This is a genomic window from Sphingopyxis indica (assembly GCF_900188185.1).
Taxonomy (GTDB): Bacteria; Pseudomonadota; Alphaproteobacteria; order Sphingomonadales; family Sphingomonadaceae; genus Sphingopyxis; species Sphingopyxis indica.
The window spans coordinates 1-3,861 of record NZ_FZPA01000032.1; the positions used below are offsets into that span (position 1 = coordinate 1).

The 3,861-nt window shown below is 60.8% G+C and carries 4 protein-coding genes; all 4 read left to right on the plus strand.

Going from position 1 to position 3,861, the window contains the following annotated elements; all coding sequences use genetic code 11:
• Nucleotides 1–1,531, plus strand: a 1,531-nt coding sequence (locus CHB69_RS19485; protein ID WP_245836978.1) for a relaxase/mobilization nuclease domain-containing protein, incomplete at its 5' end; no start/stop codon positions are given.
• 123 nt (nt 1,532–1,654) lie between these two features.
• Nucleotides 1,655–2,869 (plus strand): AAA family ATPase, encoded by a 1,215-nt coding sequence (locus CHB69_RS19490; protein WP_089217553.1) that lies wholly within the window; start codon nt 1,655–1,657, stop codon nt 2,867–2,869.
• A complete protein-coding gene (locus tag CHB69_RS19495) occupies nt 2,866–3,438 on the plus strand; it encodes an RloB domain-containing protein (RefSeq protein WP_039577904.1) in 573 nt (190 codons plus the stop codon). Before CHB69_RS19490 ends, CHB69_RS19495 begins: the two co-directional genes overlap by 4 nt.
• Before the next feature lie 243 nt (nt 3,439–3,681).
• On the plus strand, nt 3,682–3,861 hold a 180-nt coding region (locus CHB69_RS19500; protein WP_141134066.1), incomplete at its 3' end, for a hypothetical protein.

A 3,861-nucleotide genomic window follows, 5' to 3' on the forward strand; every position in this document is an offset into this window, starting at 1 on the left:
ACGCGTCGTCGTCAAGATGCGGATTGTCCGGCACCAAGGGGGCAAATATCGTGCAGCGCCGCTTGCCCGGCACGCCAGCTATCTCGAACGCGAAGGTGTCACTCGCGACGGGGCGCCGGGCCGACTGTTCGACGCGACTGGCGACCAGGCGGACGGGAACGCCTTTGCTGATCGCTGCGAGGACGACCGCCACCATTTTCGGATCATCATCTCACCGGAGGACGCCAGAGAGATGGAGGACCTGCGTGCCTTTACCCGCGAGTTGATGGCAGATGCACAGCGCGACCTTGGCACCTCGCTCGACTGGGTGGCGATCGATCACTGGAACACCGACGACCCCCATATTCATGTGCTGGTTCGTGGTCGCGGTGACGATGGCCGCGACCTCGTCATAAGCCGGGACTATATCCGCGAGGGCTTCCGCCATCGCGCCGAGGACCGCGTGACCCTTGAAATGGGGCCGCGCACACAGCGCGAGATCCAGGCCGCACTCGGTCGCGAGGTTCAGGCCGATCGCTGGACCAGCCTCGATCGCTCGCTGAGAGATATCGCCGATCGTCATGGCGGCATTGTCGATCTGCGCCCGGACGCCAATGGTCATGGAGCTCAAAACCGGCATCTCCTGATAGGCCGCGCGCAGAAGCTCGAAGCCCTGGGCCTGGTCGATCCGCTCGGTCCCGCAGCCTGGACCATCAAGCCGGGTCTGGAAGACAAGCTGCGCGATCTCGGCGTTCGCGGCGATATCATCAAGACTATGCATAAGGCGATGGGTAAGGACACGCCGAATCCGGACGTATCGCGTTTCGCGATCCACCTCGCTCCGCCGGTCGATCCGATCGTGGGCCGTCTGGTTGATCGCGGGCTTTATGATGAACTCAAAGGGAGCGCCTTTGCCGTGGTCGACGGCATCGATGGTCGCACCCATCATCTCCGGTTCGAGGATCTCGAAATGACCGGGGACGCGAAGCCAGGCGCAATTGTCGAGCTGCGCTCCTGGGATGACGTTAGGGGACAGCGGCGCCATTCGCTCGCGACGCGCTCGGATCTGACCTTGAGCCAACAGATCAGCGCTGATGGCGTCACCTGGCTCGATCGCAATCTGATCGCCCGCGAACAACCTGTGCTGGGCGGCGGATTCGGCGCTGAGGTGGCCTCGGCGCTGGAAGCGCGCTGCGATTATCTCGAGGGGGAGGGTTTCGCCCAACGTCGCGGGCAACGAGTAGTATTCGCACGGTCGTTGTTGAAGACGCTGAAAGAGCGTGAGCTGCAACGGGCGCAGACGGAAATTGCGGGCCGGACGGGCCTCGCGCCGCAGCCGTCGGCGCCTGGGGAGCATGTCGCCGGAGTCTACCGGGAGCGCGTCACGCTCGCATCCGGCCGCTATGCCATGATCGACAATGGTCTCGGGTTCCAACTCGTACCGTGGCGCCCCGCGCTGGAGCAGAATCTGGGGCAGCATGTGTCCGGGACAATGACGCCGGGCGGCGGGGTTGATTGGACCTTTGGCCGACAGCGGGGCCTGGGTCTGTAGCAAATCTTGGCCTGCTTTCCTGACGTCAAACAGGATCGAAAAAGGATATTTGGCGCCTAGTTTAACAAATTTTCGTTGAATGTGGCGACAAATGCCCTATTTGTGGGTCGAGGAGCGGCGCAGATGCTATACAGCTTGGACATTGAGAACTTCTATTCCATCCGCGAGCGGCAGGTCATCGACCTGCGCGCGGCTGGAAACGCGCCCGACACTCCCGAACGGTTGGCACCAATCTGGGCGGGTTCCAAGGAGCGGGCGCCCAAGGTGGTCGCTATCTTCGGTCCAAACGCTTCGGGCAAATCAACGGTGCTGCGCGCACTGTCTTTTGTGGCCTGGTTCGTACGCGACAGCTTCAGCATCGCGCCCGGTGCGCGTCTGCCTTACGAACGTTTCAATGACGAAGCATCCTTGGCTGCGCCGACGCGCCTGTCGGTCTCGCTGGCCGGCCTTGCTGATCCCGAGAGTGATGATCCGAATGGACCACAATGCCGGTACGCGTATGAGGTGACGCTGGGCGGCGCGGCAGGTCAGGCGCAGGAGGTGCTGGCTGAAGCGATGTATTATTGGCCGCCGGACACCGGGCGTAAGGTTCGCCTGTTCGAGCGCGATCGTTACGGCAAGGTGACGGCGGCGAGCGCCTTTGGCCTTTCCGGCTACCGGCAGGCACTGGAGAAGGTGCTGCGGCCGAACGCAAGCGTCATCTCGACGCTTGCCCAGCTCAAGCATCCCTTCGCCACATCCATCTGGCAGGCGGCTTCACTCGTCATCTCCAATATCCTGATCGAGAAGCAGGATGGACTGGAGGATCAGATGGTGCGCCACTATGCTAGCAATCCGGCGCTGGTCGATGCGCTCAACCGTGAGATCGAGCGGATCGACCTCGGCATCAAGGCGATGCGACTCGAATCCGGTCCCAACGGTCCAATCGCGCTGTTCACTCATGAAGGCCATGATGGTCCGATGCCGCTCGTACTGGAAAGCCACGGCACGCGGATGTTCCTGCGTATCTATCCAATCATTCTTCAAGCGTTAGAAACCGGCGGCCTCGCGGTAATCGACGAACTGGACACCGCTATCCACCCTCTGGTGTTGCCTGAGATTCTGCGCTGGTTCCACGATCCGGAACGTAATCCGCATGATGCCCAACTTTGGATGACCTGCCATAACGCCTCCCTGCTGGAGGAACTCATCAAGGAGGAAGTGCTGTTCTGCACCAAGGACCGGCGCGGTCGCACCGAGGTCTACACGCTGCGCGACGTCCAGTCGGTCCGGCGCGACGACAATTATTATCGCAAATATCTGAGCGGCACCTACGGCGCCGTTCCCCAAATCGGATGAGGCGGCCACAACGCCGCCGCATCCCGCAGCGCAGGCGATTGTTTGTCGGCTGCGAGGGAGAGAGCGAACGCGGCTATGGAGCATTCCTCACCCGTCTGATCGAAGATCAGCAACTTGCGGTCCATCTCGATCTGGTTGTGCTGCAACCTGGCGGCGGCGATCCATGTGGCATCGTTGAACTGGCTGCTCGCAGGATCGCGCAGAAGCAGAAAAGTCGTGGCGAACCCTATGATCGCAAGATTGTGCTGCTCGATGCCGACCGGCTCGGCGCCGTCCCGGAACGTGATCAGCGTCTCTTCCAGCTAAGCCGCCGCGAGAATATTCATCTTGTATGGCAACGGCCCTGCCATGAAGCCACGTTGCTGCATCACATCGACGGATGTGAACGCCTTGATCCGCAAAGCACCGCAGGGGCGCTTCGCGAGTTACGACGGCGATGGAATGACTATCAGAAAGGGATGTCAGCCAACCGACTTGCCGAACGTCTGGACCTCGACGCCGTTCATCGCGCCGCGGCTGTTGAGCAAGACCTCGCCGTCTTTCTCACCGAGATTGGATTGGTTCGGTGACCGGGTCATCGGTCCATGCGGGAGGCTGTTGGATGCTGCGTCATTCCCGAGGTTCAGCGGACGATCGGTCCAGCCGTATGGCGAAATTCGATGCAAATAGAGTCTGAGACGCGCGTAATTCGCCTACGCTATCATTTGTATTTGCACGATAGCGTTTCTATTTCTTCGATCGCTCTCGCTAAGATATTGTAATCGCAATCATTGGATCCCGACCTTTAGGCAATTTGCCGGAAAGGAAGGGTTATGTCGGCTACCAAGATATTGTGGGGCCAGATCCTCGCAGTCTTCGCGATCGTTCTCACATCAGTCTGGAGCGCGACCCAGTGGACGGCCGCCGCGCTCGCCCATCAACCCCAGCTCGGATCACCCTGGTTCACCATAGGCGACTGGCAGATCTATCCGCCGCCCGCTTTCTTCTGGTGG

What these genes read in the sequence shown, in the direction of transcription:
- CHB69_RS19490 (WP_089217553.1), top strand. Translation starts at nt 1,655, where the DNA reads ATGCTATACAGCTTGGACATTGAGAACTTCTATTCCATCCGCGAGCGG.
- CHB69_RS19495 (WP_039577904.1), top strand. Translation starts at nt 2,866, where the DNA reads ATGAGGCGGCCACAACGCCGCCGCATCCCGCAGCGCAGGCGATTGTTT.